The 19,030-nt window shown below is 36.8% G+C and carries 20 protein-coding genes and 1 tRNA gene; 13 read left to right on the top strand and 8 right to left on the bottom strand.

Translation table 11 applies throughout. The features are described 5' to 3' along the window. Positions 1-45: 45 nt before the first annotated feature. The gene (locus tag ASU31_RS17070; protein WP_157258075.1) at positions 46-687 is read left to right on the top strand and encodes a carbohydrate-binding family 9-like protein; all 642 of its coding nucleotides are present in this window, start codon (positions 46-48) and stop codon (positions 685-687) included. A 47-nt stretch (positions 688-734) separates the two neighbouring features. Further along, positions 735-1,496: a glucosamine-6-phosphate deaminase gene (locus ASU31_RS17065; protein ID WP_057933479.1), complete on the top strand. Its 762-nt coding sequence runs from the start codon at positions 735-737 to the stop codon at positions 1,494-1,496. Between the two features lie 706 nt (positions 1,497-2,202). Here ASU31_RS17065 and ASU31_RS17060 read toward each other — a convergent pair. Next, a tRNA-Arg gene (locus ASU31_RS17060) sits at positions 2,203-2,274 on the bottom strand. Positions 2,275-2,569: 295 nt separating this feature from the next. Here ASU31_RS17060 and mgtE point away from each other — a divergent pair. Both mgtE and ASU31_RS17050 read left to right on the top strand, forming a co-directional pair. Beyond that, positions 2,570-3,946, top strand: a complete 1,377-nt coding sequence (gene mgtE / locus ASU31_RS17055) for a magnesium transporter (RefSeq protein ID WP_057933478.1) — start codon at positions 2,570-2,572, stop codon at positions 3,944-3,946. A gap of 9 nt (positions 3,947-3,955) precedes the next feature. After that, the gene (locus ASU31_RS17050; protein ID WP_057933477.1) at positions 3,956-4,570 is read left to right on the top strand and encodes an HAD hydrolase-like protein; all 615 of its coding nucleotides are present in this window, start codon (positions 3,956-3,958) and stop codon (positions 4,568-4,570) included. Between the two features lie 1,032 nt (positions 4,571-5,602). Here the strand turns inward: ASU31_RS17050 and ychF are convergent. Beyond that, positions 5,603-6,703, bottom strand: a complete 1,101-nt coding sequence (gene ychF, locus ASU31_RS17045; protein WP_029275975.1) for a redox-regulated ATPase YchF — start codon at positions 6,701-6,703, stop codon at positions 5,603-5,605. Positions 6,704-6,954: 251 nt separating this feature from the next. On the opposite strand from ychF, the gene ASU31_RS17040 reads away from it, so the two are divergent. Then, the gene (locus ASU31_RS17040; RefSeq protein ID WP_057933476.1) at positions 6,955-7,416 is read left to right on the top strand and encodes a hypothetical protein; all 462 of its coding nucleotides are present in this window, start codon (positions 6,955-6,957) and stop codon (positions 7,414-7,416) included. A gap of 70 nt (positions 7,417-7,486) precedes the next feature. Here the strand turns inward: ASU31_RS17040 and ASU31_RS17035 are convergent, their stop codons facing one another. Then, complete coding sequence (locus ASU31_RS17035; RefSeq protein ID WP_029275977.1) at positions 7,487-7,810, bottom strand: DUF3276 family protein; 324 nt, start codon at positions 7,808-7,810, stop codon at positions 7,487-7,489. Between the two features lie 79 nt (positions 7,811-7,889). Next, complete coding sequence (locus ASU31_RS17030) at positions 7,890-9,680, bottom strand: ABC transporter ATP-binding protein (RefSeq protein WP_057933475.1); 1,791 nt, start codon at positions 9,678-9,680, stop codon at positions 7,890-7,892. Between the two features lie 525 nt (positions 9,681-10,205). Between ASU31_RS17030 and ASU31_RS17025 the strand changes: the two genes are divergently transcribed. From ASU31_RS17025 to ASU31_RS27735, 8 genes are all read left to right on the top strand, one after another. After that, a complete protein-coding gene (locus tag ASU31_RS17025; protein WP_057933474.1) occupies positions 10,206-11,294 on the top strand; it encodes a Glu/Leu/Phe/Val family dehydrogenase in 1,089 nt (362 codons plus the stop codon). 50 nt (positions 11,295-11,344) lie between these two features. Continuing rightward, positions 11,345-12,295 (top strand): transcription antitermination factor NusB, encoded by a 951-nt coding sequence (gene nusB, locus ASU31_RS17020; RefSeq protein ID WP_057933473.1) that lies wholly within the window; start codon positions 11,345-11,347, stop codon positions 12,293-12,295. A gap of 2 nt (positions 12,296-12,297) precedes the next feature. After that, the gene (locus ASU31_RS17015) at positions 12,298-12,756 is read left to right on the top strand and encodes a DUF1573 domain-containing protein (protein ID WP_057933472.1); all 459 of its coding nucleotides are present in this window, start codon (positions 12,298-12,300) and stop codon (positions 12,754-12,756) included. 68 nt (positions 12,757-12,824) lie between these two features. After that, positions 12,825-13,145 carry a preprotein translocase subunit YajC gene (yajC, locus tag ASU31_RS17010; protein WP_057933471.1) on the top strand — a complete coding sequence of 107 codons (321 nt, stop codon included), beginning with the start codon at positions 12,825-12,827 and terminating at the stop codon, positions 13,143-13,145. 119 nt (positions 13,146-13,264) lie between these two features. After that, a complete protein-coding gene (locus tag ASU31_RS17005) occupies positions 13,265-14,212 on the top strand; it encodes a YbbR-like domain-containing protein (protein WP_057933470.1) in 948 nt (315 codons plus the stop codon). Beyond that, positions 14,212-14,829, top strand: a complete 618-nt coding sequence (gene coaE, locus ASU31_RS17000; RefSeq protein WP_057933469.1) for a dephospho-CoA kinase — start codon at positions 14,212-14,214, stop codon at positions 14,827-14,829. Before ASU31_RS17005 ends, coaE begins: the two co-directional genes overlap by 1 nt. Before the next feature lie 42 nt (positions 14,830-14,871). Continuing rightward, positions 14,872-15,813 carry an exonuclease gene (locus ASU31_RS16995; protein ID WP_057933468.1) on the top strand — a complete coding sequence of 314 codons (942 nt, stop codon included), beginning with the start codon at positions 14,872-14,874 and terminating at the stop codon, positions 15,811-15,813. 79 nt (positions 15,814-15,892) lie between these two features. Further along, entirely contained in the window at positions 15,893-16,036 is a 144-nt protein-coding gene (locus ASU31_RS27735) for a C1orf53 family protein (RefSeq protein WP_158554515.1), read from the top strand. 41 nt (positions 16,037-16,077) lie between these two features. Here ASU31_RS27735 and ASU31_RS16990 read toward each other — a convergent pair whose 3' ends face one another. From ASU31_RS16990 to ASU31_RS16975, 4 genes are read right to left on the bottom strand one after another with little or no spacing between them, the layout of a single operon-like run. Beyond that, on the bottom strand, positions 16,078-16,827 hold the full coding sequence (locus ASU31_RS16990) for a Uma2 family endonuclease (protein ID WP_157258073.1): 750 nt from the start codon (positions 16,825-16,827) through the stop codon (positions 16,078-16,080). Continuing rightward, positions 16,814-17,530: a ZIP family metal transporter gene (locus ASU31_RS16985; RefSeq protein WP_057933466.1), complete on the bottom strand. Its 717-nt coding sequence runs from the start codon at positions 17,528-17,530 to the stop codon at positions 16,814-16,816. The genes ASU31_RS16990 and ASU31_RS16985 overlap by 14 nt, the downstream gene beginning before the upstream one ends. Before the next feature lie 3 nt (positions 17,531-17,533). Beyond that, positions 17,534-18,097: a phosphatase PAP2 family protein gene (locus ASU31_RS16980; protein WP_057933465.1), complete on the bottom strand. Its 564-nt coding sequence runs from the start codon at positions 18,095-18,097 to the stop codon at positions 17,534-17,536. Beyond that, positions 18,094-18,825, bottom strand: a complete 732-nt coding sequence (locus tag ASU31_RS16975) for a class I SAM-dependent methyltransferase (protein ID WP_057933464.1) — start codon at positions 18,823-18,825, stop codon at positions 18,094-18,096. Before ASU31_RS16975 ends, ASU31_RS16980 begins: the two co-directional genes overlap by 4 nt. Between the last annotated feature and the right edge of the window lie 205 nt (positions 18,826-19,030).

The raw sequence follows: 19,030 nt of genomic DNA, 5'->3' as shown, positions 1-19,030 counted from the left end.
AAACAGGATAAGCATTTTTATATCCACCAAACAAAACCCTACTCTTTGAAAACAATTGAAGTACCTTATTTGCCTATTCAGGATAGTTCAGATATGAGCTGTTTGGCCAGGCAGTTAAAACATTTTCCAAAACTGGCAATCAACAGCAACCCTTGGCCAAAATTTTTGGCAGCGGTTAAGGCCGATTGCGTTATTGCGTATAACGATAATGCTATTCTATTGCAATACCAGATTTCAGAGCCTTATCTGAGTGCAAGCTCGGATATTAACGGTGATATACATAAAGACAGTTGCGTTGAATTTTTTCTTGCACTCGATAACCATGGAAGTTATTACAACATGGAGTTTAACTGCCTTGGTGTATGTAAAATCGGTTACGGAAGCGAGCGCGATCAACGCGCACTGATTGCAGAAAGTCTAATTGCAAATATCCGTTCACATACGGCCATTTACAGCACGGTTGAAAATGGGCAGAAACTGTTCAGCTGGGAAATGACACTGGTTATTCCGAATGAAACCTTTTGCTTTAATGTGGATGTTTCCTTTAAGAATCGCAAAGCGAGCGGAAATTTTTACAAATGTGGCGATTCGCTTCCTGAACCACATTACTTATGCTGGAACATGATCGAGGCTGAGCATCCTGATTTTCACCAAAAAGACTTTTTCGGAAGGCTTGATTTCGTCTGATCCGACAGCAGAACAGATTTTTTAACGGCAAGATTAATTAAAACCAAATGTTAACATCAAATTTCGCTAAATTTCCTGAAGTCAGGATTTATGAATCGAGAAAATCAATGGGAGAGGCCGCTGCAAACCGCCTCTCTATCGCAATAGAATCGGTATTAAAACGAAAAAGCGTAGTAAATATCATATTTGCTGCCGCACCTTCACAGAATGAGTTTTTAAAGGCACTTTTTTATGAGAATATTCCTTGGCAGCAAGTTAATGCATTCCATATGGACGAATATATCAACCTGGATGATGATGCGCCCCAACGTTTTGGCAACTTCTTAAAAGAAAGGATCTTTAATAAATTTAATTTTAAATCAGTTCATTACCTTAATGGAAATGTGGCAGATATCGAAGGAGAGTGCTCGCGTTATTCCAGATTGTTGGAAAGTTTTCCCATTGATATTGTTTGTATGGGAATCGGAGAAAATGGACACCTGGCTTTCAATGATCCGCCAGTGGCCGACTTTAATGATCGTAAAAAAGTAAAAGTTGTTGAACTAGAGCTCGCTTGTAGGCAACAGCAGGTTAACGATGGTTGCTTTGCTTCTTTAGATCTGGTGCCAACACAGGCCCTAACCCTCACTATTCCTGTATTAATCAATGCGGCAGTAATTAATTGTGTGGTTCCTGGCAAAACCAAAGCACAGGCAGTATTAAATACCTTTACCATGCCTGTAGATACAGCATGTCCTTCAACGATCTTGAGAAACCATGAGGGGGCTGTTGTTTTTCTGGATACAGAAAGTGCAAAATATATCCTTTAGGCGTTTAATATTTATTAAGATTAGAACAAATTCTGACCGGATATTTTGAAAATGAAAAGAAGGCGGTCACCTCGTTCCCAGTGTTAAACTACTGGCAGATGACCTTCATCTTTCTGCCAATTATTTAAGTGATATGTTAGGTAACCTCACCGACAAAGTGCCCTGCAATATATTTATAACCATATTATTGAAGCGGCTAAAGTTTTGCTTTCTACAACAAACCTAAACATTAGTGAGATTGCCTATTAGTTTGGATTTGAGTATTCCCAGTCTTTTAACTGATCTAACTACTTTCTGCGCTAAAATTAATTAGAATTTTACACCATACGTAAATCATAAATATGCAGTTTTATACAAGTACCTCAAGCAGAATAAATTCAGCTGTCAAAAACAATTCCCTTGATTTTCTAATACTTCTTGTAATGACTACTATAAATCGCAGGTGCCATTCAGAAATAAAAGAAGAGTATAATAAAGGCCAGCTACCTTTTGAAATCGTTAAAGCATAAGCTTCTTTGTCAAATACCCGAACCCTTTATAATCTAGATAATTCCATAGTAGATATATTTTTTTGAACCGATCTTAAATATGGTTCAATAGGTTTTTGAGCAGAAGTTGAACATAATCTGATGTTGTAAAGGTTTGTGCTCCAGGATTTTATTGCGAAAAAAAAAAGGAAACAACAAAGGTGTGCTGTTTCCTTAAGTGCTCCCGACGAGATTCGAACTCATATCGATGGTACCGGAAACCATAATTCTATCCATTGAACTACGGGAGCATAAGGCTGCAAATATAGAAAAATCAAAATCATTTCATTAAAAAAACAAGCCTATTTTTAATCTGTAAATTGTTGTCAAAATTAACTTCCTGCTATTGAGATATCTTTTATGTTAAAAAATGATTAAATCATAAACCTGCAAGCTTGTATGTTGAGTTTATTTCCCATTATTTTTAATTTAAGAAGCCTTTCTGGCTAATTTTAAACCTACACTATTGGCTTTTTAAGAAATAAAAATGCACCTTTGCGAACCGTTAATAGAGGTTTAGGCATGTAATAAATTAGATTGTGTTTTATGGAAGAATTGGTTGTGGAAGAGATTCAGGAACTGCTTGAAAAAGAAAATGATAAGGCTTTAAAGCAATATCTCGATCAACTGAATATTTCGGATGTTGAAGAACTGATTGACGAACTTCCACAACATGCAGCTAAATTTATAGAAACCTTATCCCTCAATAGAGCAGTAAACGTTTTTAGGATTCTGGATTTTCCTACCCAGGAGCGGATCATCAAAAAACTTTCGGGCAATAAATTGAATCAGATCATCAAAGATCTGCCACCAGATGACCGTACCGCACTTTTTAGCGAATTAAAAGGCGATGTGGTAAAAAAAATGATTACGCTTTTACCACCCGAAGAACGTAAAGAATCGCTTGCACTTTTAGGCTACAAAGAAGATAGTATTGGCCGTTTAATGACGCCCGATTACATCGCTGTAAAGCCCGAATGGTCTATCACAAGGGTTTTGGCGCACATCAGACGCTACGGAAAAAACTCCGAAACCATCGATGTGGTGTATGTGATCGATAAAGAAGGAGTACTGTTGGATGATATCAGGATCCGTGAGGTTTTACTGGCCGATCCTGAAGCAATTATTGGCGAACTTACCGATAAACGTTTTATTGCCCTAAAAGCTAACGATCCTCAGGAAGATGCAATCAATATTTTCAGGATGAACAACCGTGTGGCTTTACCTGTAGTAGATGAAAATAACATTCTTTTAGGTATTGTTACCGTTGATGATATCCTGTGGATTGCCAACGAAGAATACACCGAAGATATGCACAAAATTGGGGGTACTGAGGCTTTGGACGAACCTTATCTCGATATCCCGATCCTAAAACTGGTTAAAAAACGAGCAGGTTGGTTAATCGTCCTCTTTTTAGGCGAAATGTTAACCGCAACAGCCATGCAGCACTTCGAAATCGAACTCGAAAAAGCTGTGGTACTTTCGCTTTTTATTCCATTAATTATGAGTAGCGGCGGTAATAGCGGTTCTCAGGCCTCAACCTTAATTATCCAGGCCATGGCCTTAGGCGAAGTAACTATTGCCGAATGGTGGCGCGTAATGCGCCGCGAGCTCGTTTCAGGAGCCTTGCTGGGCATCATTTTAGGCACAATTGGCTTTGTCCGCATTGTAACCTGGCAAGAGTTACACCTCTATAACTATGGTCCGCATTGGTTTTTAATTGCGGCAACCATATTTTTTACCCTTGTTGGCATCGTATTATGGGGCAGTTTAATTGGTTCGATGATGCCAATTATTTTGAAAAAACTAAAACTCGATCCGGCAACTTCATCAGCACCATTTGTAGCCACTATGGTTGATGTTACCGGAATTGTAATCTATTTCAGTGTTGCTGTATTAATTTTAAAAGGCGTTTTACTCTAAATCTAAATCATGCAAAAGAAAATTACCACACTTTTTACCGATATCGGTGGCGTTTTATTAACCAATGGCTGGGATAGGCATGCAAGGGGCGAAGCTTCTGTGCTTTTTAACCTCGACTCTGTTGACCTCGAAGAACGCCATCACCTTACCTTCGATACCTATGAGGTGGGTAAATTAACCCTCGATGAATATTTAGAACGTATTGTTTTCTTCGAAGAACGGAATTTTACCTACGATGATTTTAAAGAATTTATGTTCAAAAAATCACTTCCTTATCCCGAAATGATTCAGTTGATCTGCGATTTAAAAAAGAAATATAACCTTAAAGTAGCTGTAATCAGTAATGAGGGCAGGGAGCTAAACCAATATAGAATTAACACATTTAAACTGAACGAATTTGTCGATTTCTTTGTGTCTTCTAGCTTTGTGCATTTCCGTAAACCCGATGCCGATATTTTTAAAGTTGCTATCGATATTTCGCAAAGTGATGTAGAAACGAGTTTATATATTGATGATCGGATGCTTTTTGTGCAAGTAGCCGAAGGTTTAGGCTTAAGAGGTATCCATCATACCGATTACGAAGATACCAAAGTGCAACTGGCTGCTTATGGGTTGGAGATTTAATAAATGGATCGTCATCTCGACTGAAGAGCAGTCCCGACGTTAAGTCGGGAGAGGGATCTATCTTAAATTTCTTAATGCCCCTAATTTTAAATTGGCAACTCTTACTAAAAAGAATACTTGCTAATTAAAAATTATATTTATCTTTACGCCGTGAAAAATACAACAGAAAAATATTGTTTAAACTCGTGTTTTTGTTACTCAAAAAGTAACGGGTTGACTTTATTTATCTGATAAAAAATATAAAAAGATTTAAAGGCCACTTGTTACAAATGTAATAAGTGGCTTTTTTTATTGCTGATTGTTTGGTATGCACAATGGATGTGTGCTGGTCTGCAAAACCAGTGTAGTCAGTTCGATTCTGACACCAAACTCAAAAATACTTTATTCTTGTATAGTGGTATCTTCTTCCTTTGATGTGCAGTTAGATTGTAACATCTAACTGTTTGATTTTTATAAAAGATCAATAAATTTTATTCTAAAATGTTTACTATTGGTATCGGATGGTAATATCTGACATCACAAAAACAAATGGCAAAGAGTTGTCGTCATTCCCGCGCAGGCGGGAATCTTAATGCAAAATACAAGCTCAACCAATGTATTTTATTATTTATTAATATTAATAGGTTGCAGTTTTTGGAAAGCAGTTGCAGAAGCTCTATTTTAAGTTTCTTCCCGCTTTCTGTTCAAGGCCTGATGAAGAATCAGGCGCTTTCACTGTCAATCGGGTTTAAGTGGCAATGTAGCTGCCAGTATTTTAAGCTGAGCACAGCGATATAATTCCATTTTTCTGTGCGTTCTCTAACGTTCGTCATCCTGAATTTATTTCAGGATCTGTCATCGTTAACTGTCTGTGTTAATCTGTATTATCTGTTGTTAATTAAGCGCTTCGACTCCGCTCAGCGTGACAATTGAGTGGTATCCGTGCTTTCTGTGTCTCCGTGGTAAAAAAAGTCTTCAAACAAAAAAAGCCACTCTTTCAAGTGGCTCTATATTATTATACTTTTTCAAAGTCTCCTTTAGGGGATTTAGGGTTTAAACATTAAACCTGAAGTGCATGATGTCTCCATCTTCCACTACATAGGTTTTTCCTTCAACACCTAATTTACCAGCATCTTTACAGGCATTTTCAGAACCTAAGGTTACGAAATCGTTGTATTTGATTACCTCCGCACGGATAAATCCTTTTTCGAAATCAGTGTGGATAACACCAGCAGCTTGTGGCGCGGTAAAACCTTTTGTAATCGTCCAGGCCCTAACTTCTTGTACACCAGCGGTAAAGTAGGTGTAAAGGTTTAATAATTTATAAGCTGCGCGGATTAATTTATTTACACCTGATTCAGTTAAGCCTAAATCAGCTAAAAACTCCTGACGCTCTTCATAGCTATCCAGTTCAGCAATTTCTGATTCAATTTTAGCAGAGATCACTAAAACCTCAGCATTTTCATCAGCAACATTTGCTTTCACTAAATCAACATATTTATTGCCGTTAATTACCGATGCCTCATCAACATTACAAACGTACATTACCGGTTTTTGTGTAAGTAGACCTAAATCTTCAATAAAATCGAAATCATCTTGAGCCAATGCCGCGGTACGGATAGATTTGCCAGCTTCTAAATGTGCTTTAACTACCGTTAAAATTTCATAAGTACGTTTAGCATCTTTATCACCACCAGTTTTAGCCATTTTTTCAACTTTTTGAATACGTTTATCAACGGTATCTAAATCTTTAAGCTGAAGCTCAGTATCAATAATTTCACGATCACGGATCGGATCAACAGAACCATCTACGTGGATTACATTACCATCATCAAAGCAACGTAAAACGTGAATAATTGCATTTGTGGCACGGATATTTCCTAAAAACTGGTTTCCCAGGCCTTCGCCTTTCGATGCACCTTTTACCAAACCTGCAATATCTACAATCTCGATTGTATTTGGTTGCACTTTGTTTGGTTTAACCAACTCGGCTAATTTGGTTAATCTATCATCAGGTACTGTAATTACGCCAACATTGGGCTCAATAGTACAAAAGGGAAAGTTTGCTGCCTGCGCTTTTGCATTTGATAAACAGTTAAAAAGAGTCGATTTCCCAACATTTGGTAAACCAACTATACCACATTGTAATGCCATTATTTATTAGTCTTTATATCTTTAGTTTTTTGCTATTGGTCTATTGTCTTATGGTCAATAGCCTTGTGTTTCGTTCTTGGGCTTTAGTTTTGGCCATCAACCATTTTACCTTTTCCGCCTTCCGCCTTCCGCCTTCCGCCTTCCGCCTTAAAATCCGCGCAAAGATAAGCTTTTAAAACCTTTATTTAAACCCTTGCTATTGCATCAAATCTATATTTTATCTAAGTTTAGCCCAAAATAGATAGAGATAAATGGAAGATTTTGAAAATGAAGTGCCCCAGGAAGTAAAATTGGTTGTTACCGAAGAAATGCGGAGCTATTTTTACGATATGAGTAAGTGGGCAAGATTTTTATCGGTTGTGGGTTTTGTTATCTCGGCATTTTTAACCTTGGGCTCATTTGGAATAGGAGCTGCGGTAACGGCTAATCCAGGGATGCTCAATCAATTGGGTCCATTGGGCGGTATTGGCGCAACAGGTATAACCATATTTTACCTGCTGCTGGCTTTGTTCTTTTTTTATCCAAGTTTATTGCTGATGCGTTTTTCGGCCAAAGGCAAACAAGGGGTTTTATTCGGCGATCAGGAAAATTTAAATGATGCCATTGCTCATGTAAAATCGCTCTTTAAATTTTGGGGTATAATTACCATCGTATTGATAGCCAGCTATTTTCTTTTGCTGTTGGCAGTACTCGCAGGTGGAGGCATAAAATAAAAATATTACGCACACGAAAAAGCCTCCGGATTTTTAAAATCAGGAGGCTTTTTTATTGAAATTATATTACTTAAAAAGTAAAATCGTCGCTTGCTTTAGTGCTATGTTCTCCATTTTCAGAATATTCATAGCGTTTTTCAACCACATCTTGGTGAGTTTTGATGTAATCAACAGTTTCATTCAGTCCTTCTGCAAATTTTTCGAAATCTTCTTTGTATAAAAAGATTTTATGTTTTACAAACACACCGTCTTCTAATCTTTTCTTACTCTCGGTAACTGTTAAATAATAATCACCCGATCTAGTAGCCTTCACGTCGAAGAAATAAGTTCTCTTACCTGCTCTTACTTTCTTTGAAAAAACTTCTTCTCTTTCCTTGTTGTCGAATTCTCCCATGGTTGGTATTGATGTTGGTTTTTGGTTTCGGTAAATATAAAGCAAATATTTAAAGTTCAAAATACAATTTTAATACAATTTAAATAGTTCGGGTTTCCTCCTCCAAAAGTTGGTTATTGTAAAGCTCTGTATAGCTTCCGTTTTTACTAAGTAATTCATTGTGTGTGCCTTGTTCGATGATTTTACCATTATCCAGCACTAAAATCTTATCTGCATTTTTAATGGTAGAAATCCTGTGGGCAATTAAAATACTTGTTTTTCCAGCCATGATTTTACCAAGATTTTGTAGTATTTCCTCTTCGGTTTTAGTGTCAACCGCCGAAAGACAATCATCGAATATTAAAATCTTAGGTGATTTTATTAAAGCCCGGGCGATAGAAACCCGTTGTTTTTGCCCACCGGAGAGTGTAATTCCACGTTCGCCCAGCATGGTTTCGAACTTTTCTTCAAAATCGATAATATTGGTATAAACCGAGGCATTTTTAGCAGCAGTATGCACTTCTTCATCCGTAACCTGGTCTAAACCAAAGGCAATATTGTTCTTTATAGTATCAGAAAATAAGAAAACCTCTTGTGGTACAAAGCCGATCTGCCCACGATAATCTTTTAGATTTAAGGCTTTAATATTTTTTCCATCAATATCAATAGTACCATTTTCTACATCATACATCCGCATAATCAGATTGGCCAATGTCGATTTTCCGGAGCCTGTTTTTCCGATAATGGCTACAAATTCGCCACTATTAATCTCGAAACTCACCTCTTTTAAAGCTTCAATCCCTGTATCTGGGTAGGTAAAACTTACCTGGTCGAACCTGATATTGCCTGTTAGCTCAATTTCAGCAGTTTCTTTCGATTGGATGTCAGATGGGATATCCAAAAATTCATTTATCCTTTTTTGCGATGCAGCAGCCCGCTGGATTAAAGAAGTAACCCAGCCCAACATGGTTACCGGAAAGGTTAACTGGTTGATGTAAATGATAAATTCGGCAATATTCCCTGCTGTGATACTGCCATTCATCACCTGGATACCGCCGATATATATAGTTAAAATGGTACTTAAGCCTATCAATAACAGCATGGTTGGGTAAAACAGTGCCGATACTTTAACCAAACTCATCGAATCTTTTTTATAATCGTTGCTTTGGATTTCGAACATGTTCCGTGTGTAATCTTCGCGAACGTATGATTTAATGATCCTGATTCCGGAGAAACGTTCCTGTACAAAGCTCGAAAGATCGGAGAGGCGCTCCTGTATTTTTCCGCTTTTTTTGAAGATCAGGGTATTTACATAATAGATAATGATTACAAGGAAGGGAAGGGGCAATAAACAATAGATGGCCAGTTTTGAATTTACATCAAACATCGACCAGATAATGAGCACAGATAAAACAAATGTATTGATGGTGTACATAATCGCGGGACCAACATACATCCTCACCCGGTTAACATCTTCTGTGGCACGGTTCATTAAATCGCCGGTATTATTCCTTCGATAAAACCCCAAGCTCAGTTCCTGGTAATGTTGGTAGATATCGTTCTTCATATCAAACTCTATATGCCGCGACATTAAAATAATAGTCTGACGCATAAAGAACAGAAAAAGCCCCCGCAGTAAGTAAAGCGCTATAACCAGTAAGCCAAAATATAAGAGATTGCTGCTAAAAATATCGTAAATAATGGCCTGGCGGTCGAAACCATAAAAAAGGTTAAAAATCTGGATGTTCTCGGTAATCAGATCAACTGCATAGCCAATCACCTGGGCAGGCACTACGCCAAAAATATTAGAAATTACCACGAAAATACTTCCGGGTATAATCCACCATTTGTATTTAAGAAAGTATTTGTTTAATCGGCTTAAATGTCTCATTCCATACAAACTTAGCTAATTTTGTTATTTCATAATACATATTTATCCATTCGGGCCTAAGCTTTAAAAAATAATGACACTTGAGTATGTAAAATGGATGATATAGAGTAGCTAGATTAATGAAAGCCCTAAACCATATCGCTAAAGTGTTCTCAAGTGACTTAGGTGGTCAATATTATTTTGAAAAGCAAGGTTCGGTGCTTTTGGGTAGATCAGCCCTGCTATCCATTTCAAGCCGATGAAGAATCGGGCTTTGCATTCCTATCAGGTTTATTTTACATGGGATTGTGGCTCTTGGTTCAGTAAAATCTGTTGTCAGTTTTAGTTATGGAAACTGAAAAGCATAGAATGTTTACCTCATCACTTCATTCTGCGCAAATCTAGCCCCTTCTAATTTAGGTGCTGGGGGTGGTAAATCGGCTTGTTATTTAATTATAGCCGAATTAATTTTGTTATAGTTTCGTTAAATAGGTGTAATAATGGTTTTTTATTTTAATTTTGCAGCAGGTTATCCGAACGTTCAATATGCCAGCAAATTCTCCGTCAGATTCATCAATTTTAGATCAGTTAAGTGCTTATGGGCATAAAAAATTGGTTTTTTGCAATGATCCAGATACAGGTTTAAAAGCAATTATTGCTATACACGATACCACATTGGGTCCTGCTTTAGGCGGAACACGCATGTGGAGTTACGCCACCGAAGGCGAAGCTTTAGAAGATGCCTTACGTTTATCGAGAGGGATGACTTACAAAGCAGCCATTACCGGATTGAATCTGGGTGGTGGAAAAGGCGTAATCATCGGCGATTCCAGGAAAGATAAAACAGAAACTTTAATGCGTAGCTACGGTAGGTTTATTAAAAACCTAAATGGCGAATTCATTACGGCAGAAGAAATGGGTACCAATACACGCGATATGGAATATATCCGTATGGAAACCAATTATGTTACTGGTGTTCCCGAATCAATTGGCGGTGCTGGTAATCCGGCTCCTTTTACTGCGCAAGGTGTTTATTTAGGTATTAAAGCAAGTGTTAAAGAGGTTTTCGGTACGGATATGCTTGCCGGAAGAACTATTGTAGTACAAGGTATCGGAAATGTTGGTGAGCATTTGGTTGCACTGTTAAGAAAAGAAAACGCCGAAGTTTTAATTAGCGATATTAACCAGGAGCAATTAACATATGTTGCCCGAAAATATAAAGCAAAACCGATCGAAGCCGATAAAATTTTTACAACTGATGCCGATGTGTATGCTCCATGTGCAATGGGCGCTACCGTTAACAACAAAACCATCGAAAAAATGAAGTTTGCAATTATTGCAGGTTCAGCAAACAATCAGTTAAAAGATGAGGTTTTAGATAGCGAATTACTTTTGAAGAAAGGGATTTTATTTGCACCTGATTATTTAATTAATGCCGGTGGACTGATTTCTTGCTATTCTGAACTAACTGGCTTTGGTAAAAAACGTACAGTGCAGCTTACTGAGAATATTTACGATGCTACCCGTAGCGTAATTAAATTAAGTAAAGCTGAAAATATATCAACTAATATTGCTGCAAACCGCATTGCTGAAAAACGGATTGCAGATGTGAAAAAAATTAAATCGTCATATTAAATCATAATTATTAAAACAGGTTTTAAAAAACCGCACTCGTTCTTACATTCATGTTAAACAGAAGGCACTTAAGAATCAAAGCTTTGCAAAATATTTTTGCTTGGCACATGGCAGACAAAAAAGACATTAAAGGTGATTTGAAAACTTTAATGCAGAGCATCGATAGCGTGTACGAAATGTACATCTGGATGTTATCTTTAATGGTAGAAGTTACCGAATTTACTGCTAACGACGCCGCAGAGCGCGCAAATAAGTTTATTAAAACAGCAGAGGATATTAATCCTAACATGAAATTGCTACACAATAAGTTTAGCGTTTTAATGCAGCAGAATCCTGAGTACGTATCTGCAGTTAAAAAATACAAGGTAGATTGGGGTTTCGATCCGGAAATCCGTAAAACAGTTTACAATTCCTTAAAAGCATCAAAAGAATATGCCGATTATCTTGCCGATCCAAACGAAAGTTTAGAGTCGTCAAAAGATATTATTAAATACATTTTCAGGAAAATCATCTTAAAAAACCAGGCCATTTTGCAGGTTTTCGAAGAGAAATTTATCAACTGGCAGGTAGATCACGAAGTGATGAAAGGTATGGTGGCCAAAACCTTGAAAAACTTTACATCCGAAGATCCTTTCAAAAATAAACTGACCGAAATTAGTGCAGACTGGGTTGAAGACAGCAAATTTGTTCAGGATCTTTTTGTGCATACTTTGCAGAATGATGCAAAATATCAGGAAATGATTGCCGATAGAACCAAAAACTGGGAATCGGAGCGTATTGCATTAATGGATACAATTTTAATGAAAATGGCCATTTGCGAATTGTTAAACTTTCCATCTATTCCGGTTAAAGTAACCATCAACGAATATTTAGAGTTATCAAAAGATTACAGTACACCGAAGAGTAATTCATTTATTAACGGTATTTTAGACAAAATTTTAGGCGATCTTAAGAAAAACAACACTATTAAAAAGATTGGCCGCGGATTAATCGAAGATTAAAAATGAAAAGAATATTTATCTTGGCTATTGCTGCGCTTTCATTTGCAGCATGTCGTAATGCAAATAATCAAACTAGCGAAACCGCAACAACAGTTTCAGTTGGCAACGATACTTCAAAAACAGCTAAAGTTGCTCCGGCAGATGCGCCTGTTATTGTTTTCGAACGGGATATCTTCGATTTCGGTAAAATAACGCAAGGTGAGAAAGTTAAGCACGATTTCAAACTTAAAAATACGGGTAAAAGTCCGCTGATTGTTTCAAATGCAACTGCCACATGTGGTTGTACTGTTCCTCAGGTACCCGGTGAACCAATTTTACCTGGTAAGGAAGGGGTAATTAGCGTAGTTTTTAATAGCGAAGGTAAAATGGGCATGCAAGATAAGGTAGTAACCGTTACATCAAATGCAAATCCAACGGTAACCACTGTTCATTTGGTAGGAGAGGTGCTCGCTAAAAAATAAATTGGTTCGATTGTTTATGGCAATAATCCATAATGATCAAAATTCACAAAAACACAAATAAATAAGAAATGACATTAACAGTAATTTTAGATGCAGCAGCAGGTGGTAGTAACATGCTAACTACAATTGTACCAATGGTACTCATCATGGTAGTTTTCTACTTTTTCATGATCCGCCCGCAAGTTAAAAAAGCTAAAGACCATAAAAAATTGGTTGAAGAATTAAAAAAAGGAGATAAAATCGTAACTACCGCAGGTATTCACGGTCGTATTGCCGATATGAATGAAACAACTTTTTTAATTGAGGTTGAAGGTGGTGTAAAGATCCGTTTCGATAAATCAGCAGTTTCTTTAGATGCGACCAAAGCAGTTGTAGCGCCTAAAGCCTAATAAATTAATAAAATTTAAGTGCAGTCCCGAAAACTTTCGGGACTGTTTTTGTTTTACTACATTTGATTAAATGCATTTTGGATAATATTTTTCCAGCTTACAGCTAACATTAATTTATTATGCCCTTCATTAGGTTAACGAAGATTGAAAAAAGACGTGTATTTAGCTTATTGGCCTGTTTGCTGCTGGCTATAGCTGCATGGCTTTTTATGGCATTGAACAACAAATATATTTATGTAGCAAAAACCGTTTTAGTCTTTAAAAATACACCGACCAAAAGGGCATTTTATCCCTTGCAGTCTGATACGATAGATTTACAGGTCGAGGGCACCGGCTGGCAATTGCTTTTTGCCCGTTTACGCATCAGTCCACCCTCTGTTTCTGTTAATTTAAGTCAGCTCAATACCAAAGATTTTATCGTTTTTTCCGATCAGCTTTTCAATATCAACAGGCAGTTAGAAAGTACCCAAAAAGTAATCTCTGTTAAACCCGATACGCTGTATTTCGATTTCACCAAACGCGTAGTTAAAAAAGTTCCTGTAAAGCTGATCGATAAACTGAGCTTTGAAAAGCAATACGGCATCTCTAGTGAGGTTATTCTCAACCCAAAATATGTTAAAGTAGCCGGACCTATAGAAGAGCTGGCCAAAATAAAATTCTGGCCTACTGATACGCTTAAGCAAGATAAAATACAAAGCAGTAGCACAACCAGGATTGCCTTACAGCACAGTATCCATAAAAATGTAAGTATTTATCCTTCGTCTGTAGAGGTTAGATTACCTGTTGATGAGTTTACGGAGAAGACTATCGAAGTGCCGTTAAAAATTACAAATAATAGGAATTATAACAGTCTTAAACTATATCCTAAAAAGATTAAAGTTACATTCTTAGTCGCATTAAGTAATTACGATCAGGTTGACGAAAGTTTTATTACCGCTACCATTGATGTAGACGAATGGCAAATTTTAAAGCACCGTCAGTTTACGGTGAAGATAACCGAGTTCCCGGATTATTGTAAACTGGTAAGCGTAATGCCATCCAAAATAGATTTCATTGTAGAAAAATAATGTATAAAGTAGGTATAACAGGGGGCATAGGCAGCGGTAAAACAACCGCCTGTAAGGTTTTTGAAGTATTGGGAATTCCCGTTTTTTATGCTGATACCGCGGCTAAAGAAATCATGACCCAAGATACTTTATTGATAGAAGGAGTTAAAGCTGCTTTTGGTAATGAAAGTTATTTTGAAGATGGAAAACTAAATAATAAACACATTGCCGGCATTGTATTTAATAATGAGCAAGCACTCTCGCAATTGAATGCTTTGGTACATCCTGCCGTTTTCAGGGCTTTTGATGCCTGGGAAGCAACCATTCCTGCAACAGTTCCTTATACTTTAAAAGAAGCAGCAATACTGTTCGAAAGCGGTTCTTATAAATTGTGCGATACTACAATTTTGGTTACCGCCCCTTACGAAGTTAAATTAAAGCGTTTAATGCAACGTGATGGTGTTACTGAAGAGCAAGTGAAGGCCCGCATGGATAAACAGCTCAGCGATGAAGAAAAATCAAAAATGGCCAATCATTTTATCGTTAATGATGAGCAGCAATCCATAATTGAACAGGTTTTAGCTTTACACCAAGAATTTCTGAATGCGGCCGAAGAATTTAAGAATGGCAAGGCTTAATCAACTTAAATCATAATATCCTTAAATCCTTTCATCCTGATCATGATTTTAGAAGATTTTATTACCATTACCCCAACGGGTTTATACTGTGTTTATGGCGATTTTTACCTTGATCCACAACAGCCCGTTAAAGAAGCAGTAGTTTCACATGCACATGGCGATCATGCTATTGGAGGAAGCCAAAATGTCTACTGTACTACTGCTACAGCAACATTTATGAAACACCGTTACCGTAAATTTGCCGCGGTCGATTTTTTTACTAAAAGCTATCATGAATCTTTCAAAATAAAAGACGTTACCATTACTTTCTATTCTGCGGGGCATATTTTGGGCTCTGCACAGGTTTTAATGGAGTATAAAGGCGTAAAATACCTTTATACTGGCGATTATAAGATAGAGCCCGATAATACCTGTGAGCCTTTCGAATTTGTTGAAGCTGATGTGTTGATTACGGAAAGTACCTTTGCTAATCCCGAAACCAAACATCCTTCACCAATTGATGAAATTAAAAAGCTGAACGAAACCGATGCGAATATCATGCTTGGTGCTTATGCATTAGGTAAAAGCCAGCGGATTATCCAACTGCTCAATGCACATTGCCCTACGAAGAACATTATGGTTCATCATAGCATTATGCCTTTTGTTAAAATCTACGAAGATTACGGGATGAAAGTAGGGCATTACAAAATGTACGATAGAAAGGTGATGAAAAATAATCAGGAGCATCAGGTTTATATTGTGCCGCCAATGGTTTTTCACAGTTACCATAAGGCCATTAATGTAGTACGCGCTTTTGCCTCTGGATGGAAGAACCTGCAACAACAAAACGGGATTTCACTTTACATTTCTGATCACGCCGATTGGGATGCAATTTTAGAAACCATAGAAAAAGTTAAACCAAAACAAATATGGACTTTACATGGTGATGGTAAGCAGCTTAAGGATTATTTTAAAAATAAACTTGAGGTTAAAATACTCAATTAGTTATTACAATTGGAGAGTGGTATTAAATATCGGCTGTTCGTCATCCTGAACTTGTTTCAGGATCTTTAATTGATCATATATGAAAGAAGGTGAAGATTTTTACTTTAACGAAGATGGACTAATGGTTTTTACCGAAACCTACCATTTAAAACGTGGTTATTGCTGTAAAAATAAGTGCAAACACTGCCCGTGGGGTTATGGGAAGAAGAAAGAGAAAAAATAAATCAGTTGGCAATTATCCGTTTTCAGTTTTGATTTAATGAATCATTCTTTACTGTTGAGGCGAACATAATGATATATATCACTTAAAGCTACATTAAATCCCATTGAAACAAGATTTAGCATATCAGAAATGTCTTCGTGTTTGTTGAGTGCCCAATTCTGTTCATCATTAATATAATAGGCCTCTACCAACACAGAATCTGAATCAATCATAATATATTCTTTTAATGAAGGAATATCTTTATACAGATTAAATTTTTTCCCTCTATCATAATTTTTGGTTGAAGGTGACAGGATTTCAATAATCACAGTTGGTAAAATTGAGGTGTCTTCATCAACATCGTTATGTATTAATCCATTACAATAGATCGATATATCAGGATAGGTAAATAAAGTATTCTCAGGAATATTCATTCGTTTATCACTTCCATAAGGCCTGCAGGGCGTGCCTTTAAGTTTGTTCCCAATTTCAATAAAAACGTTGCTGAAAATATCATTGTGGTTATCACCAGCACCAGACATTGCAAATACCTCACCTTGGAAGTACTCGTGCTTTAAAGTTGATGCTTTTTCCATCTCCAGGTACTCTTCAATGGTATAACGCCTTTTTTGATAGGTTACAGCTGGTTCATTTACAATCTCATCCATATATGAATTTACTGATGTTTTTTCATAAAGATCAAAACTATAAACGATTAAACGTTTAAAACGGATATTGATTGGTGAACTGTTTAAATTGGTTAATTGCAAACTGCCAACTAAGAACTGCCAAACTGAATTAATGTCCTGCAAAGAAACCAATTAATGCAACACCAATTCCCAATAAAACGGCAATCATTTTGCGGCTATTGATTTTATGATCGGCACTCGATTCGAATAAGATAGTGGTAGAAATATGTAAGAAAATACCAATTACAATACCCATAATTTTATTGAAATAAGCATCAATGCCGCCAATAGTGCCATTGCTTAAGCCAACACTTACATAAAAGCCCAATGGTGCCATGATGGCAAATACAATCAGATAAAATATAATGCTGCTTTTCTTAAAATGGTTTTGCATTAATATACTGGCCAGCGCAAAAGCAGCTGGGATGTGGTGTAGCGAAATTCCGAAAATCAGCTCATTGTGCTGTTCTTTTGCCAATGGCATTCCTTCTAAAAAAGCATGCAAACACAAACTGATCATAATCCCAAAGGGAAAAACATGCCCGTCGTGATGTTTATGGATGTGGCCATGTTCTACACCTTCTGAAAATTGCTCCAGGAAAATCTGTAATAAAAAACCAATCAGGATGAAAATACCAATCTGCCATTTGTCGGGGCCGCTGTAAGCGTCTGGAATTAAATGTAAAACCGTAATGGCAAATAAATAAGCCCCACTGAAAGACAAAATCAGTTTCAGTAGTTTAGATTTATCGCTCTTTACTAAAAATATAGCTGTTCCACCTAAAAAGGCACAGAAAAAGAGTACGCAGAGTTTCCAGATTTCCATAAGTTAAAAATCAGGTTGTAATTTTTTAAATATTCTCGAACAGATAATCCCTATGGTAATGCCCAATAAAGCACCAGTAGTTACATCAACAGGATAATGAACACCAACATATACCTGAGCAAAACTGATGATAAATGCCCATAAAATGCCAATAGGCAAAATAGGTTTCCAGCGGCTATAAAAAATGCAGATTAAAAAAATGGCTATAGCAAAATGATTGGTGGCATGTGCAGACGGAAAGCTCAAACCACTTCCACAGGGAACACGGTGAATAATATCGTTCGCCAAACTTAAGTCATTGCAGGGCCTAACCCGGGCTACCCAAGGTTTCACTACTCTCGACGCAATTAAATCGCCAATGGCGAAAGTGAAAAGAACCATGCCGATAATATAATAGCCCTGTTTTTTATATTGTTTGATACAAAAAACAACAATAAAAAGGTAAAGGGGTGACCAAAAAAAACGGTTACGCATTAAAGGCATCAACCAATCAAAAAAGCTGTTTGAAAGCCCACGGTGGATTTTCAAGAACAATTCTACGTCAAATTGCTGTATACTTTCTATCATGCTTTTTTACAGATTAAAATTAACCGGTCTGAGCTGTTTTCCTCAAAATCGTCTAAACCATAACTGCCAAAAGTTTTTTCGATAACCATCCCCGCCTTGGTAAGCATGCGCTGAAAATCTTCAAAACTAAATGCCTGCACCCGTTCTTCGAAATTGTATACCTTTTGTTTGTCTTCGAAATTTATCTTTTTGATAATTTTTCCATCGATCACATTTTTGGTGATATTAAAAGTTATGCCATCGAGCGATTTTGTTTCGCAATGATTTAAGTTGCGGATAATTTTTTCGGTATTAAAATAGTCGAGTACCAAAATCCCTTCAGCTGTTAGGCATTTTCGAAAGGTTTTAAGCGCATTTACATGGTCTTTTTCGGTATCGAAATAACCAAAACTGGTAAACAGATTTAAGGCCACATCAAAGTAATTGATGTAAAATAACCTGCGCATATCATGTACAAGAAAATGTAATTTATTGTTTTCAAATTGCTTGGCATACTTTATACTTTGTTCCGATAGATCTATTCCGGTTACATCGAAGCCTTTTTTGTTTAAATAGATTGAATGCCGGCCTTTGCCACAGGCAATATCCAACATTTTAGCATCGGCCGTCGGGTGTAGGAATTGCGTAAGTTTATCGATGAAAAACTCGGCTTCAGCATCATTTCGTTGTTGATAAAGAATATGATAATAGGGCGAATTAAACCAATATTGAAACCACTTGCGCTGCATATAAAAGCCGTTTGTATCTTAAAAAGATGCAAATATAACGTTTTACAATCGCTAGTAAAGTTAGAATATGCTTTTATGCAATAAAGTTGCAAGAATATTATGGATACCGTATCCAATTAAAACACACGTTTGTTTTTGGCCATAGTCCCAATTCTGGAAAATTGATCTTATAAATAGATATAAAAGCAATGTAAATTAAAGTGCA

Origin of the sequence: Pedobacter ginsenosidimutans (assembly GCF_001442625.1) — a bacterium.
In the GTDB taxonomy this organism is placed as follows: Bacteria; Bacteroidota; Bacteroidia; order Sphingobacteriales; family Sphingobacteriaceae; genus Pedobacter; species Pedobacter ginsenosidimutans.
The sequence above is the reverse complement of the archived record's forward strand: the minus strand, read 5'-3'. Positions and strand labels throughout refer to the sequence as shown.

What these genes read in the sequence shown, in the direction of transcription:
- ASU31_RS16985 (WP_057933466.1), bottom strand. Translation starts at nt 17,530, where the DNA reads ATGGAAATCTGGAAACTCTGCGTACTCTTTTTCTGTGCCTTTTTAGGT.
- ASU31_RS16980 (WP_057933465.1), bottom strand. Translation starts at nt 18,097, where the DNA reads ATGATAGAAAGTATACAGCAATTTGACGTAGAATTGTTCTTGAAAATC.
- yajC (WP_057933471.1), top strand. Translation starts at nt 12,825, where the DNA reads ATGACATTAACAGTAATTTTAGATGCAGCAGCAGGTGGTAGTAACATG.
- ASU31_RS27735 (WP_158554515.1), top strand. Translation starts at nt 15,893, where the DNA reads ATGAAAGAAGGTGAAGATTTTTACTTTAACGAAGATGGACTAATGGTT.
- ASU31_RS17065 (WP_057933479.1), top strand. Translation starts at nt 735, where the DNA reads ATGTTAACATCAAATTTCGCTAAATTTCCTGAAGTCAGGATTTATGAA.
- ASU31_RS17025 (WP_057933474.1), top strand. Translation starts at nt 10,206, where the DNA reads ATGCCAGCAAATTCTCCGTCAGATTCATCAATTTTAGATCAGTTAAGT.
- ASU31_RS17050 (WP_057933477.1), top strand. Translation starts at nt 3,956, where the DNA reads ATGCAAAAGAAAATTACCACACTTTTTACCGATATCGGTGGCGTTTTA.
- ASU31_RS17030 (WP_057933475.1), bottom strand. Translation starts at nt 9,680, where the DNA reads ATGAGACATTTAAGCCGATTAAACAAATACTTTCTTAAATACAAATGG.
- nusB (WP_057933473.1), top strand. Translation starts at nt 11,345, where the DNA reads ATGTTAAACAGAAGGCACTTAAGAATCAAAGCTTTGCAAAATATTTTT.
- ASU31_RS17005 (WP_057933470.1), top strand. Translation starts at nt 13,265, where the DNA reads ATGCCCTTCATTAGGTTAACGAAGATTGAAAAAAGACGTGTATTTAGC.
- coaE (WP_057933469.1), top strand. Translation starts at nt 14,212, where the DNA reads ATGTATAAAGTAGGTATAACAGGGGGCATAGGCAGCGGTAAAACAACC.
- ASU31_RS17040 (WP_057933476.1), top strand. Translation starts at nt 6,955, where the DNA reads ATGGAAGATTTTGAAAATGAAGTGCCCCAGGAAGTAAAATTGGTTGTT.
- ASU31_RS17035 (WP_029275977.1), bottom strand. Translation starts at nt 7,810, where the DNA reads ATGGGAGAATTCGACAACAAGGAAAGAGAAGAAGTTTTTTCAAAGAAA.
- ychF (WP_029275975.1), bottom strand. Translation starts at nt 6,703, where the DNA reads ATGGCATTACAATGTGGTATAGTTGGTTTACCAAATGTTGGGAAATCG.
- mgtE (WP_057933478.1), top strand. Translation starts at nt 2,570, where the DNA reads ATGGAAGAATTGGTTGTGGAAGAGATTCAGGAACTGCTTGAAAAAGAA.
- ASU31_RS16995 (WP_057933468.1), top strand. Translation starts at nt 14,872, where the DNA reads ATGATTTTAGAAGATTTTATTACCATTACCCCAACGGGTTTATACTGT.
- ASU31_RS16975 (WP_057933464.1), bottom strand. Translation starts at nt 18,825, where the DNA reads ATGCAGCGCAAGTGGTTTCAATATTGGTTTAATTCGCCCTATTATCAT.
- ASU31_RS17015 (WP_057933472.1), top strand. Translation starts at nt 12,298, where the DNA reads ATGAAAAGAATATTTATCTTGGCTATTGCTGCGCTTTCATTTGCAGCA.